Here is a 19,365-nt window from a genome sequence, read left to right as displayed (position 1 = left end):
CCGAATGTTACTACTTTTTTCATGTGAATATTAAGTTTAATATATACTGATTTATCGTTTGTTTAATCGATTAACCACTTTGCGTAAAAAATAACCAAAACAGACAATTTTTGATTAAGTTAATTAAAGTCTTACTTTTGGTTAATCGATTAAACAAATATATACAAAGTAATTGAATAAAAAAAGAACAACTTTAAAAGACATTGCAAATGTTTTAAGTATTTCAACTGCAGCGGTTTCGAAAGCTTTAAATGATGATGCGCGTATAAGTGTAAAAACAAAAAAAGCCGTAAAACAAGTTGCTAAAGAGTTGAACTATCAACCTAATCATTTGGCAAGTGCATTAAGAAAAGGGAAAAGCAAATTGGTTGGTGTTATAGTGCCTAGAACTAATAGTCATTTCTTCTCTTCGGTGGTTGAGAGCATGGAAGGCGTTCTTAATAAAGCGGGTTACAATATAATAATAACACAGTCTAACGAATCATTTGAAAAGGAGTGTAACAATATAGATACACTTTTATATCTACAAGTAGATGGCATCATTGCTTCGATGGCGAATGAAACTGTTGATCTATCATTTTACGAGAAAATAAAATCTAACGGAATACCTTTAATATTGTTCGATAGGGGAGAGAATGATTTAAATGTTGATTATGTAGGTATTAATGATTATGCTAGTAGTCATATGATCATAGAGCATTTAGTAGCTCAGGGTTGTAAACGTATTGCCCATATAGGCGGATACCGCAGAACTCGAATATTTAATAACAGAATACGTGGGTATATAGATGCGATTAAAAAGCACGATTTACCACATGATGATGAGTTGTTAATTGAAAGTAGTTTGACATTGGAAGATGGTAGACAACAAATTAAAAAATTATTGGCTTTAAAAAATAGACCAGATGCCGTTTATGTGGCTAGTGATTATGCTGCTTTGGGTGCGTTACAAGTTTTAAAGGAGAAAAACATTAAAGTGCCCGAAGAGATAAAATTAGTAGGATTTGGGAATGAGCCATTTACTTCTTTGGTTACACCTTCAATTACCAGTATTAGTCAGCACAGTAAGCAAATAGGAAAACTAGCGGCAGATACTTTTTTAAGTTATGTTGAAAAAGATGTTGTAGAGCAGTCTTTAAATAAAATAATTCTAGATTCGGAACTAATCATACGAGATTCTTCAAAATAGAAAAAGCGTTATTATGAATTCACAATAACGCTTTTTTATAAGGTATAAATATTTACTAGATACCTAAAGCTTGACCACCACCGATTTGTACAGTTTCAGCAGTAATGAAAGCAGCATCTTTACTAGCTAAGAAAGAAACAACACCAGCAACATCTTCTGGCTGACCTAATCTACCTAACATAATGTTATTTGCCCAAGAAGCGAAAACTTCTGGTTTTGTAGCTTTAATCTGTGCATGGAAAGGAGTATCAATAGTACCAGGAGATACTGCATTAGCTCTAATACCATATTCAGCTAAATCTTTTGCTAATGCTCTAGTTAACGCATGAACTCCTGCTTTAGAAGTACCGTAGATACCAGCGCCGGGTCCACCAGCTGTCCATCCTGCATTAGATGTGTAGTTAATGATTGATGGGTGGTCACCTTTTTTAAGGTAAGGTATTGCAGCTCTAGAAGCAAAGAAAGCTGAATCTAGGTTCAAAGCCATAACGCCTCTGTAAAATTCAGTAGTCATTTCTTCGAAACGAGCTCTACCACCTAGTCCACCTGCATTGTTTATAAGCGTATCTATTTTACCGTATTTTTCACCGATTGCTTTAATGTTTTTTGCTACCGCTTCTTCGTCGGTAACATCAAATCCTAAGTACTCAGCAGTAATACCTTCTGCAGTAAGTTCTTTGATTCTTTCGGCACCAGCTGCGTCATCTATTCCATTTAAGATAACTGTGTACCCATCTTGTCCTAATCTTTTAGCAACTGCAAATCCGATTCCACCAGTTGCTCCTGTAATTACTGCTACTTTTCCTTCTGTACTCATGTTATAATTTATTTTAATCTATTCTTAATTCAGTTTATTTTCATTTAACGGCTCAATTTTACCGCATAATAACCAGATACTTGCCAAAGCAATAATTGCCATCGTAGCACCTATAACAAATGCAGGTGTATAATTACCACCAGAAGTTAACCAAGGCACTAAATAAATTAATGCGGCAGCTGTTAACTTAGCAGCCATTCCTGCTATACCTGATAAAGTTCCAATTGTTTTTCCTCCAAAAAAATCACTTGGTAAAGTTTGAACATTACCAATTGCGGTTTGAAATCCAAATAATATAAGCGCCATAATTAGTACGGCTCCGGTAGGTCCTCCTGGGTTCGCCATTGCCAATAAACTTGGTAACATGATTAGACAACCTATCGTAATTATTATTTTTCTAGTTTTATCGACAGTCCATCCTGCTTTTAATCGATTCTGAGCAAAAAGTCCGCCGAACCAAGCACCTAGCATTGCACCAACATATGGCACCCATCCATAAATACCAATTGTTTTTACGTCCATACCGTAAACCTCATTTAGATATATAGGAATCCATACCACAAATAACCACCAGATAGGATCGATAGCTGCTGAGGCTATGATTACACCCCAACTTTGTTTATGTTTTAAAAGTTTAGAGGTGTCTGGATTATACCCGTCGTCTGGAGTACCGTCATTATCTATATCTTGATTTTTTTGACCTGTTAAGATGTAGTTACGTTCTTCATCAGAAATCCAAGGGTGTTTTTTCGGTGGTGCTTTCACTAAAATCAGCCATGGTATTAACCATAAAAGTCCTAGAACACCAACAATAACAAATATCATCTGCCAACTAAAATATACGGTCATAAATGCAATAGCAGGTATTGCAATAATACCACCGATAGCTGCACCAGAGTTAAATAAACCCTGTGCGAATGCACGCTCTTCTGTTGGAAACCACTCTGCGTTAGCTTTCGCAGCTCCCGGCCAATTGCCAGCTTCAGCTATTCCTAAAATTGTTCTAAAGAAACCAAAACTTAAAACACCTTGAGCTAATGCATGAAGTGCGGTAGCTATGGACCAAACACCAATTGAAATAGCAAAACCAATTCGTGTGCCGACCCAGTCTAAAATTTTACCAAAAATTGCTTGTCCAAATGCATAGGCAAACATGAAAACCACTGAGATAGTAGCAAAGATTTCTTTACGTTCATCATTTGTGCTTTCTGGAAATAAATCTTCTGCAATATCCGGCCAAAGAACTCCGATAGACTGACGATCAATATAATTGATGATAGTAGCAATTGCGATTAAAGCAATAACCCACCATCTTAATCCTTTAATTTTCATAATTCTGTTCTTTTTTGGTTATGGCTTGTAAATGAAAAATAATCAGCTAGATTCTAGTAAAAATCTAAAATGACCTAAATATTTTCAATTCGTTGGTTAATTAGGGTGGTTTATTTCCCTTTTATAAATTGTAACAATATTTATACAGTTCAACAAAATGATCTTTCATCATTTGTTTTGCTTTCTGTGTATTTTGTTCTTTAATGGCTTCAAAAATATCTTGATGCTCTTTTAATCTTTTTTCACTCTGGTTTTTATCGCAGACGTGGTACTTTTCAAAATTGTTAATGATCTCTGGCGTAATAATCAACATCATTCTATTAATGGTACTGTTACCGCATGCCTGAGCAATTGCTAAATGAAAAAGTAAATCTTCTTGAACAGCGTCTTCTTTGTTCAATACTTTTTGTTTAAAGGCCTCTAATGCCGATTCCATTGATTTTAAATCGTCATCGGTTCTTCTTTTTGCGGCTAGTCTAACTGTTTTTAGTTCTAACAGAATTCTTGTTTCAACCAGTGATTTAAAATCAGGGTCTTCTAATCCAAGAATATCATCCATCATACCGTTCATGGCTACTTGCCCAATATCGGCTACGAATGTTCCACTTTGTGGTTTCGATTTTAAAATACCGTAGAATTCTAGTTTTTGAATTGCTTCACGAACATTACTTCTACTAACTTTAAATTTTTCAGAGAGCATACGCTCAGAGGGTAATTTGTCGCCTGGTTCAAGATTTTTGTTGTTTATTAAATCTCTAATATTGGCAATTATAATATTGTGTAGTTCCTTGTGTTCATTTCTTGTACGTATCTCTAGCTTCATAAATCACATTTTATTAATGAAATAAATTGGTTAACCAGATTGGTTTATCAAATTTATGAAAATAACTGTGTTATCAAATTTTTAAAGAACTTAATATTGAGAACTTTACTGAAAATACTTATATGAAAGATTGCTGACCCGCTTAACAAGCCAGCAATCTTAAAAAAACTAACTCAAACAACTTTCTTTAAACTTATTAATTTTAGTACCCGTCATTTTGCTTAATAACACCGTCAGTAGCAAGTATTTCTGAAATTGGTACTGGAAACAAATGGTAATTAGTACTAACTGTTTCTCCCATTTCTGCATCAACAGCTCCTGTTCTTACTAAATCGAACCATCTTTGTCCTTCAAATGCTAACTCAAGTCTTCTTTCATCAAGAATTACTTTTCTAACTTCAGCTTGTGTGGTCGCTGTACCAACTAAACTAGTCAAACCAGCTCTTGTTCTTATTGGATCTAACAAAACAAGTACATCATCAGCACTAGAACCATTTTCATTTAATGCTTCAGCATATAACAAAATAACATCTGCCAATCGAATCTCAATCCAATCGTGTTCACCTCCTAAACCACCTTCTTTAGGGAACTTTATAGCAGTTGTACCATCTTCACTTAGGGTTGTAGCCCTTCTTAAATCAGTACCACCACCGTTAGCATCGCTAGCATCAAAAGCAGCTACTAAATCGGGATCTACTGGTAAATCAGATTTTGAATCATCTCCAACAAACCAGTTCCAGAAGTCAGAACCAAAAGTATACTCGTCTACTATAGAACTTGATATTTGCGTAGCATATATAATTTCAGAATTACCTACTTCGTTTTCAGCTCCGAAAATTTCATTGAAATTCTCTTTCAAACTAACATTTGTTGCATTTGCTACTGCCGCTAATAATGGTGCCGCAATTGCATAATCACCTTGTGCTGCATAAGCTTTGCCTAATAAAGCTTGAGCTGCTAATTTAGAAGCTCTTCCATCAACAATTGCAGTTTCTAAAACAGCTATTGCATCATTCAAATCAGGAATAATAACATTACTATATACATCAGATGCAGGCTGTCTAACCAAAGAAGCAGTATCTTCTATACTTGGAGATGCAGATAAATTAACTGTGACATCACCAAAAACTTGCACTAATTTAAAATATGATAAAGCTCTTAAAAACTTTGCTTCACCAATTTCTACTGCGTCCGTCGAATTTTCAATTACGTTATTGGCAGACAAAATTGACTTATATGCCGCCGAATAGAAAGGTCCAAAAAATTGATCTTCCATCGTTGTTAATTCATTGTCAAAGACATCAAAGGCGGTATAAGGCGCTTCATCCATGAGCGCATTATCAGCTCTAAATTCCCCCATTATTGCCATCGGAGTTACAGTTCCAAGCTGGTAATAATATGCTGCATTTAAAACTCCTTCAAAATCAGTCAATGAATCTGAACTCGCAATATTAGAAGGAAATTGATCTAAATCACTGTCACATGCCGTTGTCAACAACAATGACCCCATTAATAATATATATACTTTTTTCATTTTTACTTATTTAAAAATTAAGATTTAAACCTAATGTAAAGCTTCTAACAATTGGACTGGCACCAACTTGTGCACCGTATGTTGTTGGACCTAAATAATCACCACCTGTTGTCTTTACACCTTCAGGATTATACGACGTATAGTTATCAGCCCATAAGTACAACAAATTAGTAGCCGCACCGTAAATTCTCACAGAATTTAAACCCATTTTTTCAGTCACATCTGAATTAATTGTATAACCCAAAGTTAAATTTCTAAGTGCAACATACGAAGCATCCTGAATCATTGCATCTGTTTGATTTCTATTTCGCTCGTAGTACTCTCCATTATGATCAGCGATACCATCACCGTTAGCATCTAAACTATCGTAATCTAATCTTCCTCCCCATTGAGAGCCATAATAAAGTGGATCTATGTTATATACTTCAGCTCCATGAGAACCTTGAAATTGGAATGACATATCAAAATCTTTATATCTAAAGTTATGAGACATACCCCAATAAAAATCGGGAGTGTTTTGTCCTATTTTTACTAAATCACCACCGTCTTCAACAGTTTTAGTTCTATCAATTACACCATCACCATTTTGATCAACTACATAAGACTCACCTGTTTGGCTGTTAGGATGTCTAGTTCCATCTGCAAGATATTCCATTTCAACATCTCCGATAGTTTCTAATCCCCACATTTCACCAATTCCACCACCTACGTAGTTTCTGAAGACAGCACCTCTACCACTTTGCCCAAAGATTACCTGAGGCAATTCAGTTAAACCACCTAAATCAGTTATTTCAGTTTCAACAGTAGATAAATTTCCACTAAAACTCCATGAGAAATCATCATTGCTAACTGCATTAACGTTTAATTCAAATTCCATACCTGAGCTTCTTACATCACCAGAGTTAAGTACTACTGAAGTAGTACCTAAAACCTCAGAAACACTTTGATTAATCAAGATATCTTCAATATCAGAAGTATAGTAATCTACACCCAATCTAACCCGGTTATTAAAAAATCCTAGATCAATACCATAGTTTGTCTCTGTATTGGTTTGCCAAGTTAAATTTTCGTTTTCTACATTATTAGGAATTAAATATCCTGTTCCATATATTGTTGCTTGCGGCTCCAAAAGACTTAAAGCATCGTATGATCCTAAAAAGGAAGTTGTTCCTAATGAACCAGTACTAAATCTTAGTTTTAACTGACTCAAAGTTTCATTATCCTCTAAAAAAGATTCATTATGAACATTCCAGCCTAAAGATAATGCAGGAAACGTAGCATACTTTTTGTTCGCACCGAAACGCGAATCACCATCTCTTCTTACAGAAACTGAAGCTAAGAAACGATCATCATATGCATAATTAACCCTTCCAAAAACACTTTCTCTCACTCTATTTTCATCACGTTCAGTTACCGTTATATCTGCAGGGTCAAACAAGTTGAAATTAAGAATAGCAGTATCTGGCACATTAGCGCCCGACAAGGCTGTTCCTTTGAAATTGGTAGATTGAAATTCTACACCTGCTACTGCAGAAATGTCATGCTTACCGTATACTTTTGCGAAATTCAAAGTAGTTTCACTTAGTACTGAAGTCACTTTCAAGTCAGTTTGATTCATAAATGTTTGAGAATCTCTTGCTCTTGAATCAAATCCTAATAATCTATGATTATAAATTTGAGTGTCATTCATATCTCCACCTAAAACAGTTTTTATATTTAAACCGTCAAGGATACTAAATTGAAGATATCCAGATACGTTACCGAAAAATGTTCTTTCCCAACTTTCTGTATTGTCCAGTTTTGCTGCAGGACCAGCATCACCAGAACCTCCAATACCGTTATTAGCTCTACCATAATGCCAATCTTGCGCCGCCATACCAGGCTCTAATGCATATATGCTGTTAGCCTCATAACCTGAACCTCTATATCCGTCATCGAAAGCAGCAAGACCTAAACCTTGTGCCTGAGCATCTAATCCTTGAACAAAAGCAATTGATTCAGTAGTATGATATATAGGATGAACACCATAAGACCTTAAAAGGTCTCTCATATCATGACCCAAAATATCTCTTTTAGAAGTAAACCCATTAAAATTTACTCCTGTTTTAAACTTGTCACCTAACTTGGCATCAATATTCAAACGAGCATTTAGTCTTTCAAAACCCTGTGTAATAACAACACCTTCCGCATTTTGATACCCAATAGAAGCAAAATAATTTACATCGTCAGTTCCTCCGCTCATATTGAAATCATGACTGGTTGTAGTACCATTTTGAAAAAGCCAGTCTTCTGGGCTTATAGCTCCAGGAGAATCTTCATAAGCACTTAATCTATATTCTAAAAAAGCAGGATCCTGAGTAGCAACAGTACTACCCCAATTACCAGCAGCAATCTCTGCTCTTGCATGAGCAGCCCATTCTGGACCAGATTGAAGGATATTGTCTCTGTACTTACTTGAAGTACTCGTGTAAGCATTATAACTAAAACTAGCCTTACCTGATTTCCCTTTTTTAGTAGTTATCAAAATAACACCATTCGCACCTCTAGAACCATAAATTGCAGCAGAAGCAGCATCTTTTAATACCTCTAAACTCTCAATGTCATTTGGGTTAACTGATGCTATACCTCCAGAAATGGGATAGCCATCAACAACAATTAATGGATTTGATGCACCTGAAATAGATGATGCTGCCCTAATTTGAATCTTTGGATCCGCACCTGGCGCACCGTCTTGATTCTGAATTAAAACACCTGGCAACTTTCCTGCTAAAGCATCATCAACACGAGTGGCTTGCACGGCAGCAACGTCATCGCCGCCAATTTTTGCAACCGCACCTGTTAAGTGTGATTTTTTACGAGTACCATAACCTACTACAACAACCTCTTCAAGTTGGCTTGCATCTTCGGCAAGAACAACATTTAAAGTTTGTTGGCCTGTAATGTTAACTGCTTTAGTAGTATATCCAATCGAAGAAAACTCTAAAACATCTCCGTTAGAAACTGTGATAGAGAAATTACCATCAAAATCTGTAGAAGTACCTGTAGTTGTATTTTGTATAACAACATTTGCACCTGGTACAGGCATACTTGTCTCATCTGTTACCGTACCGGTCAAGTTATAACCGTCTTGTGCGAACAATGATATGTTGAATAACAACATCATCACTAATCCTAATTTTGTTTTTAAATTCATTTGTAGTCTTGTTATGTTAATTTAAGTCTGATTAAAGCATTCTAAAATGAAAATTGAGCTTTGTTTCATTTTTAGTCTGTTACACTTTTTAATTCTACTATTTAGAAGTTTGTGTTAACAGTTTAATAATTACTTGTCTTAGTAAATGTTTTAATGTGTTTTTTTGTCATTGAGTTTTAATTAATATTAAGTTCGATAATAATTTGAGTAAGCTATTATTTTGGTTTCCCAAACTGGTTATCCAATTTGGTTTACCAAATATATGTTATTTATTCGTTAAAAAAAGAGAAATATACATTTTAACAACTTTGGGCTTGATGAATTTTTTGAATTCCTCTTTTAAGTCCTATAAATATTGAGGATATGGTATTTTGTTAACAAATGAAGTATTTTTTCAAATGAATATTTTTCAGGCTGTTTAGAGCATTTTTTTATCTAAAATTCACGTATAAATTGCTAGATTTGAACGGTTTTCCTCTCTAAATTTTCAAAAAGTTATTTGGTTTTAGGATAAAATACATGAATTCAACATTTTGATTTTCATTGATTTCCATGATTTTTAATGAACACTAATACATTATTATGAATACTGATTTTGAGCAATACGCGTATATACCTTTAAAACAATTTTCTAACAGAGTTTGGCGAACTTATGAAGGTGGAGCATTAATTGATAAGTGGAAAAAAGACGCTCCAGAAGTAGATGGTAGCATGCCAGAAGAATGGATTATGTCTACCGTAACTGCAAGAGGGAATGGCCGACCAGAAAACGAAGGACTCTCTCTTGTTGAAACTCCGTCAGGTACTCATTCGTTAAAAGAATTGGTTGCTTCGAACAAAGAACTGTACTTAGGTAAAGCATTGGCAGATAAATTTGGTACTACGGGAGTATTGATAAAAATGCTCGATTCTAAAGAAAGGTTAACGATACAAGTTCACCCAGATAAAGATTATGCCAAGACCATGTTGAATTCCGCTTTCGGAAAAACTGAATCATGGTACGTTTTGAATAAGAGAGAAATAAATGGAGAGAAGAGTGTCATTTATATGGGCTTTAAAGAAGGTGTGACCAAAGAACAATGGGAAACCTTATTTGTTGCTCAAGATATAGAAGGCATGTTGAACAGTCTTCATAAGATAGAGGTAAACCCTGGTGATGCATATATGATATATGGTGGTGTACCACATGCAATTGGTAGTGGTTGCTTTTTAATGGAAGTTCAAGAGCCTACAGATTATACCATGCGTGTAGAAAAAGTTACTCCTGCAGGATTAACAATTTCTGATGAATTAATACACCAAGGGGTGGGGGAGCAAAATATGCTTGATTGTTTTCATTACGATGGTTGTTCTTATGAAGAAGCAATAAAAAGATGGAAGGTCTCACCTAAAACGATAGATTCATCTGATACTCATACCTTAAATACGATTTTCAATGAAACTCATACAGATTGTTTTGGTCTAAGCGAACTAGATTTAAACGGATCACATACTATTAAGGCAAATGGAAGCTTTTTTGTAGCTGTTATTTACTTTGGGGAAGGAACTATAATTAGTGGCGGTAAAGAATACAGTTTTACTCAAGGTGATGAAATTTTCTTTTCTGCAGCAATAGACCAAGTTGAGTTTAAGTCTACTATAGCATCGAAGATATTATTATGTTACCCACCAAAATAAGGAGTTTGGAAATTAAATATAACAGCGGAAACCAGAAATTATCTTAATATAGAATTTTTAGCTTCTGCTGTTCTTCTACTTTAATTTCACCAGAATTTATAGTTGTGTTATTAGTGTGATGATTATTCTTTTCTCCCCATAAAAGAGCAGCATAGCTAACAGGATTGTTCTTGAAAGTGTTATCTGCAATTAGCACGTTGATTATACCTTTGGTTTTTAATAGAATATCACTTTTTTCATTCTTTCCACAATTTGTAAAACTGCTATTTTTTATTGTTAAATATCCACCAATAGTAGATTCGTCATAACCCCCTCTATAGAAATCAATAACATTCTGCCCAATATTATCAAACTCGCATTGGTAAATAGAGACCATTTCGGCATTGTAGTCACCCTTTTCATCGGCAGCGAGAACTATACCGTTTAAGCAATTATTGAAAGCAGTATCTTTCAATGAAATGCTATTCGCAAAAGAGCCTTTGTAGGCTTTTAAGATAAAGGCGAAATTGCTTATTTCACAACCCACTATATCTAGACTGTAGGCAGATGACATATTTGTTGTTAATGGTGCAAAAGCAATCTGGTTGTTTAAGCCTTTTACTATAATATGTTCCAATCTTAACTTTCCCTTAGGCTTCATTTTAAAAGCCACGCTATCTTTATCATTCGTGAATATTAATTCAGCTTTAGTGGTAGCGTCTTTTGAACGTAAGGTGATACTCTTGTCAATAGCTAATGGAGTATTTATTTGATAAATGGCATCGGTTAATTCTATAATGTCGCCAGTATGTGCCTGTTGAATTTTAGCAGCAAGTTCACCTTCTGCAGCTGTGGCTTTTATTATTTGAGGTTCATAAACTTCTTCTTCGGGCGAGAACCAATCTGGTCCGTACTTTTTCTTGTCGATTATAAATTTTTTAGCTAAAGAAAGGTCGTTTATGGCACCTGGACTATTTTTATAACTTCGCGATGCACCAAAAATATCTTTGTTGATTTTGCTAAAATCGAATCCGTAATACACCACTTTCGAAATACTATCTTTAAAATTGGCAGGAGCAAAGAGCCATTCATTAATTTGCTCCATTTTTACTTCTCCATTTTGTAGTACATCATACTCAGAATATACAGTGCCATTATTGTCAATAATGTTATTCTTAAATAAAATGCCATCCATTTCACTGTGGTTTATAACAGGTGTCCTATCAGCTTTCGAATTATAGATAAGGTTGTTCGCAACGATAGATCGAATAGGTGCTGCAGATCTAATTTCACTCGCAGGCAGTACACTGGCACTTTCTAAATTTTGACCAATACCTATTTGCCAAGGTGATGTGCAATCTACCCAGGTATTAAAAGCGACCACAACATCTGAGACTTGTAGATATCTGTTTAAAGGAGTCATGGGTATGCCGTTCATAATCGCAAGTGGCGACCTAAATTCTTCTCCTTTGATGTTGTAGAAATAATTATTGGTAATCCAATGACCTGCATTTACAACTCTAATGCCACCATAGAATTCAGAATCATCACCACCAATGAAAATATTACCATTTACTTTAGCGTAATTGCTATGTCGTAATACCAAAGAGCCTTCAGATTTGTAAAAGATATTATGATTGAAAGAATTGAAATTTGTCTTGTCTGATATTATCTCGACCTCACCATTACAGGCATTAAAAAAATTATCTGATACGTTTACATAACCTGGAGAAAAACGGGTTTTACTATCACCTATACGTATGGTCTCACCTCTAGGGCCTCCTTTTCTGGGACGTGGTCCAAAATAGTTGTTTACTATTTGATGGTGATTCTCTATATGTTGGTTACCCGCGAAGAATACTCTTAACGTTTCTCCATCATTAGATTTTCCAGATATATAATTATGATCAAATTGGTTGTGCTTACCGTAAAGTTCTATCCAACGGTCATTCGTGTATCGGTTTGGTTGGTTGTAATCTTTAATGACGGTATTGGTTACACGACAGTTATTTGCAACGCTATCTTCATTAATCATAAAACGAATTATAGAACTGTTGGGGGAGTATCCATTTCTAAAGTAGAGGTTACTTACAGTTAAATACTCTCCGCCTAGTTGAATAAATGAATTACCTTCTAAAAATACTTTACCAGGTGTTTCTGCACTAATGGTAATAGGTTGTTTTTCTGTACTGTTACCGTAGAATTTTATAGCAGCATCTTTCCAAATGCCATCGGCTAATAAAATCTTATCACCAGGACTGGCTTTGGCTATTGCAGTATTTAATTCGGCAATGTCATTAACAATGAGAGCTTTTTTAGAACTATTTTCTGTACAAGATGCTAGTGCAATAAAAACAGTAATCGCTAGTAGAATATTCTTCATAAAAGTAACTTGTTAAATAAAATGAACTAGCGTCTGTTTGTTTACTGAATGAAATCAATAAATCCGTTTAATGCAACGTAAAGCATATAACAATTGAAAATAAAAGTGGCGCCTAAGGCTAAATTCATCCCTATACCTACTTTGTACTCTTTCATGATACTCTCTTTGTTTAAGAGAATAATTAGAAAGAGTGTAATCAATGGCATTACAAACGGACTTAATGCTTGAGAAGCAATTAATATCCAAACTGGTTTTCCTCCTAGAATAGGGACAATTAAACCAGACAATGCCACCAATACAACAATTAGTTTGTACAGCGGTTTTTTCATGTCGCGTTCTGTACCTGTGTAATCAGCAACTAACCAAGGGAATAATAATAGGTTAGGAAAGATGGATGACAAACCCGCACCAATAATTCCTAATGTAAATAGGGTAAGGGCGAAATCTCCTGCCCATGGTCCTAATGCATGCATCATATCTGTTGCATCTTCAACAGGTGCGCCCTTAAAGTACAGGGTTCCCGTTGCGCTGATCATTATAGCAAGACTTATAAAAAAGGTCATTACCATTGAAGACATTGCATCTTTGTTTTCAGTTTTTAAATCTTTTAAGCCCCAATTTTGTTCTTGAACGAGAATACTTCTCGACGCTAAACAAACACCTGCCATTGTAGTACCAACTATACCGGCAATTACCAATCCGTTATTATCACCTTTAGGTAATTCAGGAAAAAATTCGGTAATAGAAGTGCCTGCTTCTTTAACCACCATAAAGCTGGTGATAATAAAGGCTAAGGCCATGAAGCCAACCATAATACTCATGGCTTTTATGAAATTTTCGTGTTTACCGGTCCAAAAAAGACCGATAAGTAAGGCTATAAAAAAGATGGAAACTACAGGTTTGTTAAGAAATGAAATGGAAGTTTTTACTGAAATCCATTCCATTGTTACTTCTGCCACAACGCCCATAACGCCAATACAAGATGAAACTATAGAGACGAGTAATGCAGTAATAATAAAAATAGTGAGTGGTTTACCGAATGCCTTTTTGAAATTGAACATTAGGGTATTTCCAGAGACGATGGTCAATTTACTAATAGACACCAATAAGAAATAGGTGAAAAAACAAGAAAGTAGTAAAGCCCATGAAAGACTAAGACCATATTTAGCGCCAGAAACTACCATTGAGGTGACACTACCGGTACCTACAACATAACCAATAATAAAAAATGCTGGACCAAAATCCTTGAGACGTTTTTTAAATTTTCCTGAAAAGGACATATTTTCTGTTGTCATAAGTATTGGTTCAGCATTTAATATGTTATAAAATAGTACTTCAAAAAATCTATTTAAAGCCGCAAAAAGTAACTGTAAATAGATTAGGTCTTACTCTTTATCTCCGAAATAAGATGGACCCACACCACTTAAGAAATCTTCTCTGACAGGGCTAAAAGTATCAATAAGTTCCCCTTCTTCAAGGCAAACAGCACTATGTAATAAATTTGGTTCAATATAAACTCCGTCACCTGCTTCTACTATTTGCTTCTCACCGTCAATTACAAATTCGAATTTACCTGAAACGCAATATGTAGCTTGTGTGTGAAAATGTTGATGAGGGGCACCTAATGCTCCTTTGTCAAATTTTACTCTAACCATCATGATTTGGTTGTCATAACCTAAAAACTTTCTTGATACTCCTCCTCCAAGTAATTCCCATTCCATGTCTTTAGTGATGACGTACTTTTCACTGAATCTTTTCATAATTTTTATTCTTTTAATTTTTATTTAAAATAATAAGAACCAGACCACTCATAATTCTTATCGTTAATTTTTAATGTATGTGTAGCTTCTTTTGAAGCATTGGTATTTGCAATAATAAATAGTTTGGTAGAATCTTTTACGGTAGTTATTGAAATAGCGGTGTAATCTATAGTATCTAAAATTACTTTTAACGCTGAGATAGAACTATTAGAATTAACAGCAGATTCTGAAACCGGGCTATAGCTTCCATGCGCTTCTATAGCTGAAACAAAAAGCGTATTTTGAGTATCTTTTCTGCGGATAATAAAACCAGCTTCTCTTCTTAAATTAAATTCAGGGTCATTGGCGCCTATTCGTACAAATCTTAACTCGTCATCTTTTGAGGTTGCAGATGTTAAGGTATAGAACTTCCCTTTTTCTAGCCAACTCAATTTAGTGTTTTCTTCTGTAGTACTTCCGCAACCTTCTGACCATAAATGTTGATAGCCGCTATTAATACCTAAAGGTTCAAGTGTTTTCGGAACTTCGTATTCAAAATTTGTTTTCAATACTTGACCCATAAAATAAAAGGGCAAATCATATTGGTTGGTATTATCAGATTTAACTCGTAGAATATCAAGCAAGAAAGGCTTTTCAAATTCACCATCTTTAATAATAGCCATTGTTCTGTGCATCTCTGTACCAGGATACGCATTAGTTTCTATAGCACTAACAATTTGTATATTGGCATTAGAATCATCAAAAATATATAAAGTAGGGTTGTGCTTGCTGCCAATATCATATTTGCCTTGGTAGTGAGATTTCTCATTTTGCACTAGTGTATTATGGGCAATAGTTTGCTTAGCCCAAGTTTTATTTTCCTTCAGATAATTACCACCACCTTTCTGTTCAATATTTACAAAACGAGCTAATCCGTAATCCTGCAATACTTCATCACCATTTTCGTAGTAAGAGTATGATAACTTATCATAGTGGCCATGACTTGAGCCTTGTGCTGCATATTTAAAAACAAGTTCTAAATCATCACTTCGTAAAATACCCACACCGCCTTGTTTTCCGTTAGGTCCGTCAGATAAGTTAATTGATTTTTTATCGAAAGGCTTTGCTTTTCCATTTTTTACACCAAGTGCAACTGCCAATCCAGAATCGTCTAGTAAAACCTTGTTTTGCTTTTCGGCGATACTTAATAATCCAGAGTCTTGGTTTCCGAAATAATAAGAAATATCTACAGCAGTAACTAAGGCATCATTGTAATAAGACATTCCTTTCTGACCATCGTTAAGGGGAAAGAAATCTCCATCTGCATCAGATAAATTTAAAAGGGCATTGATTGATTTTAAAAGTACACCGTCCTTGTATTCAAAAATTTTCAATTCTGGTTTTACATTGTGTAAACCTTCTGCAAAAATCAAAAATGGATACATGGCATAACGCTGGTAGTACGGACCTTCATTATAATACCCGTCAGGAGAAAAAGGTTCTTCTATGTTTGCTAGAAATCCAGCTTTACCTTCTTTGTTAATGAATCCGCCATCATCGTCTTTAGCGGTTTTGTCCATTTCTAAATCTGGAATACCGTATAAAGCGCGATCAATTAATTCTTTATCGTTCATTACTAAACCAATCATACCAACAGCTGCATTGCCCCATGTACTATGGTTGTGTACTCTTTGGTAGAATTGCGGACTATCAACTGAAATGTGATCTGCGAATGGTTTAAAAAGATTTTTCTCTAGCTTCTTTCTTTCGGCTGCACTTAAGTAGTTATATACACAATCGTATGCCTGGCTAACGTAAACCAACCAGTTAGAATCATTTAAACATTGCCAAAATAATTTACCACGAGCATAAGATCTGGTTTTGGGGTGCAGAGGTAATGTTTTATACATTCCTTCATATTGCATAAGCATGTCTTTTACATACTTTGCATACTTTTCGTCGTCTAAAATTTGATATAAAACACCAGCTTGTTGCATTACTATCATGTTACGTTTATGACGTACATGAGTATAGCCGCCAGAATAATCTTTAGGTATAGGTGTGTCTATGCCTAAAGCTATTTCGGCATCAATCTCTGCTTTTAACTTTTGTAACGAGGCATCAAATAGTGGTACAGAACCTAATTCTGCTCTTATTTTTTCAACTCCCTCTTTAGTGAGAATAAGGCTAGGGTGTTCTTGTGCAGTTGCACTGAACGTTATTAAAATCGCACAAATAAAAATTTGTAATGTTGTTAAGTATTTGATCATGGGTGTTATTCGTTTTTAAGTAGGCCTAAGTCTTTGCCATCAGTACCTTTTCCTTTCAATGGAGAATCTGAAGGTAATGAGTAGTTGGTGTCTTTAGAAAATTCAGGAACAAGTTCCCATTGATTTTCTACTTGGTATTTTTGATCGCCTGTGACCATAAGTTTTTCTGAATTACTCAAAGCATTATTAAGAACTTTTACAATTGGCTCACCCACTACCAGATGCATGTTAATTGCCTTACTATCTTTAAAAATATTGTTTTTAATAGCTGTTTCTTGAACTCCGTATAAAGAAACGGTAGCATCATATTTATTTTTAGAACCGTAACCGACATGGTCAAATACATTATGCTCCATTTCTAAAAATGGTCCAAAGGTACTTTCGTCCTTACCGCCTCTATACAGTCTTAATGCTGCGCCTTGTAAATCATTAATGGCATTATTTTTCATTAAAAAGTATTCCACATTGTAAGCACCGATATCATCAGTTTCTTTATCTAAGGCTGCAATGCTACCAGAGATGTTTTTAAAGCTAGAATTTTGAATACTAATAGTGTCGGCAAAGGTGCCTTTAGAAACGCGTAACACATCAAAAGAATGATTTACGATCATATCTTTAAACTCACATCTATCAATAAACAGTTTATAATTATCGATCATTGATTTTTTGCTAGTACTAATAACCGAGTTGCCTGCGTAGTCTGGGGATTTGGTACCGTCAAAAGTGATATTTTCTAAAGAAAGACTACCGCCATTTTCAATTTCAAAAGCCATCATTCTTTCAAATAAGATTGTAGCTTTTTCTTTGCCAAGTGTTTTAAAGGTAAGTGGATGGTTGATTTTTACCGCCTTGGTCAATAAGTAGGTGCCACCTTCTTCAAGAATAATAATATCACCTGCTTTCGTTTCTTTTACTTTATCGTACAAGGTATTAATACCTGCGGCTACATTGATAGTGTTACCAGAATTTAACGCAACCGTATTATCTGCTTTTGAATACCATGATATACCTGTGTTCTCTTTAGTTGCGATTTTCGGACTAATAACAACTTTAGTTTTAATCTTGTTTGAAGTTGGTATCGGGAATCCGTTTTTGTCTTTTACCAATTTAATCTTGGCATTCTTAAAACCCTCCTTAATAGTAGTTTCTGAATTTTCGCCAAGGATGTTGTTCTTGAAAGTGATACCGCTAATATCATCATCAATTGTGAAAACATCTTTTTTGGTATCGTTGTAAATGATGTTTTCTGAAAACTCAGAGGTTCTTGGTGCCTGACTTCTTTCGGCATCGCTACCTGCACCAAAAAGAATATTATCGCAGTTTACAAAAGTGTTGTTGTTTACTTTAGAATCGATAACGGGTACATACCTATTCGGTGGTGAATTAGGTACGCCGTTCATCATTACAAAGGCACCTCTAAAACGATATCCTGTCAAGCCAACATGGTAGTTGTTAATAACTGTTTGCGTTTCATTAATGACACGAACGCCGCCAGTACTTGGTTTATTATTGCCTATAAAAACATTACCATCTACCAATGTTTCGTTGCCATGGCGCATAGTCAATGTACCTGTACATTCAAAAAATGTATTGTACTTAAAAGTGTTATTACAAGATTTATTAGAGATGATTTCGTGCTCACCGTTAGTTCTATCAAAATAGTTAGATTCAACCAAGGTGTTGGATTTTTCTAATGCATGGTGGCTAGTTCCTATTCTTAAGGTTTCTCCTCCATTGTTTCCATAGGTAGGGCGTGGTCCAAAATAATTATGATCTATTTGGTGATTGTTCGCTCTACTATCTTCGGTATCTAAACCAACAATCATGGTAACTCCTAAATTCTTTTTACCTGCAATATGGTTATGGTCAATTCGGTTATTTTTTCCGTAGATGGTTATCCAATAATCTTGAACTTGACGCTCAGGATTATTAAAGTTATCGATTACACATTCGGTAAGGCGAGAATTATTAGCCATTTGTTCTCTACTTTTTCTGAAGGAAATAACAGCGTTGGTCGGCGTAAAACCGTTTTTGAATACAAGACCTTTTACGATTAAATGATCGCCAGCGATTCTTAAATTAGATGCGCCAGATAAAATCACTTTTCCTTTTTCTTCTGCTATAAGCGTAATCGGATTTTCTGCGGTACCATTTGCTTCGAAGAGTAGTTCAGAATCCATCCAAATTCCATTGGCAAGAACTATGCTATCACCAGGCTGTACTTTTTGAAGTATAGCTGTAAACTCTGCTACATTTTTTACGTTATAAGTTTGTTGTGGTGTTGAAAAGGAATATGCTAGGCATATAAAAACAGATAAGAATAGAAGGTGATATCGTTTCATGAGTTGAAATTGGTTAACCAAATTGGTTTACCAAAAATAAGGATATTTGCAAGACTAGCAAATATTTAACATAAAAAGGGTGGTTTA

At 35.0% G+C, this 19,365-nt stretch carries 12 protein-coding genes; 2 read left to right on the top strand and 10 right to left on the bottom strand.

Annotation, left to right across the window (positions count from 1 at the left end; translation table 11 throughout):
• Positions 1-172: 172 nt before the first annotated feature.
• The gene (locus tag Q4500_RS16680) at positions 173-1,189 is read left to right on the top strand and encodes a LacI family DNA-binding transcriptional regulator (protein WP_303600726.1); all 1,017 of its coding nucleotides are present in this window, start codon (positions 173-175) and stop codon (positions 1,187-1,189) included.
• Positions 1,190-1,244: 55 nt separating this feature from the next.
• Here Q4500_RS16680 and Q4500_RS16675 read toward each other — a convergent pair whose 3' ends face one another.
• The 5 genes from Q4500_RS16675 to Q4500_RS16655 form a co-directional block, all read right to left on the bottom strand.
• On the bottom strand, positions 1,245-2,006 hold the full coding sequence (locus tag Q4500_RS16675; RefSeq protein ID WP_303600725.1) for an SDR family NAD(P)-dependent oxidoreductase: 762 nt from the start codon (positions 2,004-2,006) through the stop codon (positions 1,245-1,247).
• Positions 2,007-2,030: 24 nt separating this feature from the next.
• On the bottom strand, positions 2,031-3,338 hold the full coding sequence (locus Q4500_RS16670) for an MFS transporter (RefSeq protein WP_303600724.1): 1,308 nt from the start codon (positions 3,336-3,338) through the stop codon (positions 2,031-2,033).
• Between the two features lie 121 nt (positions 3,339-3,459).
• The gene (locus tag Q4500_RS16665; RefSeq protein WP_303600723.1) at positions 3,460-4,161 is read right to left on the bottom strand and encodes a FadR/GntR family transcriptional regulator; all 702 of its coding nucleotides are present in this window, start codon (positions 4,159-4,161) and stop codon (positions 3,460-3,462) included.
• A 202-nt stretch (positions 4,162-4,363) separates the two neighbouring features.
• Positions 4,364-5,695 carry a RagB/SusD family nutrient uptake outer membrane protein gene (locus Q4500_RS16660; protein WP_303600722.1) on the bottom strand — a complete coding sequence of 444 codons (1,332 nt, stop codon included), beginning with the start codon at positions 5,693-5,695 and terminating at the stop codon, positions 4,364-4,366.
• 10 nt (positions 5,696-5,705) lie between these two features.
• On the bottom strand, positions 5,706-8,888 hold the full coding sequence (locus Q4500_RS16655) for a TonB-dependent receptor (protein WP_303600721.1): 3,183 nt from the start codon (positions 8,886-8,888) through the stop codon (positions 5,706-5,708).
• 582 nt (positions 8,889-9,470) lie between these two features.
• Here Q4500_RS16655 and Q4500_RS16650 point away from each other — a divergent pair.
• Positions 9,471-10,565 (top strand): type I phosphomannose isomerase catalytic subunit, encoded by a 1,095-nt coding sequence (locus tag Q4500_RS16650; protein WP_303600720.1) that lies wholly within the window; start codon positions 9,471-9,473, stop codon positions 10,563-10,565.
• 43 nt (positions 10,566-10,608) lie between these two features.
• Here the strand turns inward: Q4500_RS16650 and Q4500_RS16645 are convergent, their stop codons facing one another.
• The 5 genes from Q4500_RS16645 to Q4500_RS16625 form a co-directional block, all read right to left on the bottom strand.
• A complete protein-coding gene (locus tag Q4500_RS16645; RefSeq protein WP_303600719.1) occupies positions 10,609-12,927 on the bottom strand; it encodes a chondroitinase-B domain-containing protein in 2,319 nt (772 codons plus the stop codon).
• Between the two features lie 41 nt (positions 12,928-12,968).
• The gene (locus Q4500_RS16640) at positions 12,969-14,222 is read right to left on the bottom strand and encodes an Nramp family divalent metal transporter (protein ID WP_299322883.1); all 1,254 of its coding nucleotides are present in this window, start codon (positions 14,220-14,222) and stop codon (positions 12,969-12,971) included.
• 90 nt (positions 14,223-14,312) lie between these two features.
• Positions 14,313-14,687, bottom strand: coding sequence for a cupin domain-containing protein (locus Q4500_RS16635; RefSeq protein WP_303600718.1), 375 nt, complete (start codon positions 14,685-14,687; stop codon positions 14,313-14,315).
• Between the two features lie 20 nt (positions 14,688-14,707).
• Entirely contained in the window at positions 14,708-16,936 is a 2,229-nt protein-coding gene (locus tag Q4500_RS16630; protein WP_303600717.1) for an alginate lyase family protein, read from the bottom strand.
• Positions 16,937-16,941: 5 nt separating this feature from the next.
• The gene (locus Q4500_RS16625) at positions 16,942-19,278 is read right to left on the bottom strand and encodes a chondroitinase-B domain-containing protein (RefSeq protein WP_303600716.1); all 2,337 of its coding nucleotides are present in this window, start codon (positions 19,276-19,278) and stop codon (positions 16,942-16,944) included.
• Between the last annotated feature and the right edge of the window lie 87 nt (positions 19,279-19,365).

The organism is Maribacter sp. 1_MG-2023, assembly GCF_030547005.1.
In the GTDB taxonomy this organism is placed as follows: domain Bacteria; phylum Bacteroidota; class Bacteroidia; order Flavobacteriales; family Flavobacteriaceae; genus Maribacter.
Note: the sequence above shows the minus strand (reverse complement) of the source record. Positions and strands in the feature narration are given on the sequence as shown.

Excerpts from the sequence above, each read along its gene's own strand:
- Q4500_RS16675 (WP_303600725.1), bottom strand. The coding sequence starts at position 2,006 with ATGAGTACAGAAGGAAAAGTAGCAGTAATTACAGGAGCAACTGGTGGA.
- Q4500_RS16670 (WP_303600724.1), bottom strand. The coding sequence starts at position 3,338 with ATGAAAATTAAAGGATTAAGATGGTGGGTTATTGCTTTAATCGCAATT.
- Q4500_RS16665 (WP_303600723.1), bottom strand. The coding sequence starts at position 4,161 with ATGAAGCTAGAGATACGTACAAGAAATGAACACAAGGAACTACACAAT.
- Q4500_RS16660 (WP_303600722.1), bottom strand. The coding sequence starts at position 5,695 with ATGAAAAAAGTATATATATTATTAATGGGGTCATTGTTGTTGACAACG.
- Q4500_RS16655 (WP_303600721.1), bottom strand. The coding sequence starts at position 8,888 with ATGAATTTAAAAACAAAATTAGGATTAGTGATGATGTTGTTATTCAAC.
- Q4500_RS16650 (WP_303600720.1), top strand. The coding sequence starts at position 9,471 with ATGAATACTGATTTTGAGCAATACGCGTATATACCTTTAAAACAATTT.
- Q4500_RS16645 (WP_303600719.1), bottom strand. The coding sequence starts at position 12,927 with ATGAAGAATATTCTACTAGCGATTACTGTTTTTATTGCACTAGCATCT.
- Q4500_RS16640 (WP_299322883.1), bottom strand. The coding sequence starts at position 14,222 with ATGACAACAGAAAATATGTCCTTTTCAGGAAAATTTAAAAAACGTCTC.
- Q4500_RS16635 (WP_303600718.1), bottom strand. The coding sequence starts at position 14,687 with ATGAAAAGATTCAGTGAAAAGTACGTCATCACTAAAGACATGGAATGG.
- Q4500_RS16630 (WP_303600717.1), bottom strand. The coding sequence starts at position 16,936 with ATGATCAAATACTTAACAACATTACAAATTTTTATTTGTGCGATTTTA.
- Q4500_RS16625 (WP_303600716.1), bottom strand. The coding sequence starts at position 19,278 with ATGAAACGATATCACCTTCTATTCTTATCTGTTTTTATATGCCTAGCA.